This window comes from Glycomyces algeriensis, from assembly GCF_027622855.1.
Taxonomy (GTDB): domain Bacteria; phylum Actinomycetota; class Actinomycetes; order Mycobacteriales; family Micromonosporaceae; genus Glycomyces; species Glycomyces algeriensis.
Map to the genome: position 1 here is coordinate 389718 of NZ_JAPZVR010000002.1, position 953 is coordinate 390670.

General features: G+C 72.7%; 1 protein-coding gene. It reads left to right on the plus strand.

Translation table 11 applies throughout. The annotated features are described in order from the left end of the window. Positions 1-155: 155 nt before the first annotated feature. Entirely contained in the window at positions 156-722 is a 567-nt protein-coding gene (locus tag O2L52_RS05020; RefSeq protein ID WP_270114234.1) for a hemerythrin domain-containing protein, read from the plus strand. The last annotated feature ends 231 nt before the right edge of the window (positions 723-953 follow it).

Genomic DNA, 953 nt, shown 5'->3' on the forward strand with positions numbered 1-953 from the left:
CTACCCCCCCGGGGAACCCCGGGGCCGCACGCCCACAGGGGGGGGACCCGCCGCCGCGGCGAGAGCCGCGGCGGCGCCTTACTGCGCGCTGCGGGGGTTCGCCGAGGCAAGCGCGGGTACCCATTGATCCGGAGCGATTGCACAATGGAGGACCGATGCCGGAGACCGAGACGGACACCGACCTGATCGATGTCATCATCCAGGACCACCGCCGGTTCCAGGCCGTGTTCGCCGAGCTCGAGGACACGACCGGCGACACCGCATTCCGCAAGGACCTCGCCGACCACGTCATCGCCGAGATCGTCCGCCACGGCGTCGCCGAAGAGCAGTTCGTGTACCCGGCCGCCCGCTCCCGCCTCCCCGACGGCGACGAGATCGTCGAGCACGAGATCGAAGAGCACGCGGAGGCCGAGCAGGACATGAAGGAGCTCGAAGGACTCGGGCCGGAGGACCCGCGCTTCGAAGAGCTCCTCGCGAAGATGATCAAGGACGTGCGCCACCACCTGGACGAGGAGGAGCAGCACCTCCTCCCTCGCCTGCGCGAGGCCTGCGACCGGGAGGAGCTCCAGGACCTCGGGTTCAAGGTGCTCGCCGCCAAGGAGTTCGCGCCCACCCGGCCGCACCCCCACGCCCCGGACACGCCCCCGGGCAACCTCGTCCTCGGCCCCGGCATCGGCTTCATCGACAAGATCCGGGACGCACTGAGCCACCGCGACGTCTGAGCACTCGCGCAGTCTGAGCGGCGGAGAGCGCGGCGAGGTCGGGGCGACGAGCCGCCGGCGACCCTCGAAGGCCGAGCCGCCACGACCCCCAGCATCGCGCAGCGACATGGCGGTCGCCCTGCACCGCAAGGGAACGACGTGGAATAGCGCAGAAGACCGGAAGCGGGGGGGGGGGGGGGGGGGCGGGGGCGGGGGGGGGGGGGGGGGTGTGGGGGGGGGGGGGGGGGGGGG

Bases quoted from the DNA above. Each gene is read 5' to 3' on its own strand.
- O2L52_RS05020 (WP_270114234.1), top strand. From the start codon at position 156: ATGCCGGAGACCGAGACGGACACCGACCTGATCGATGTCATCATCCAG.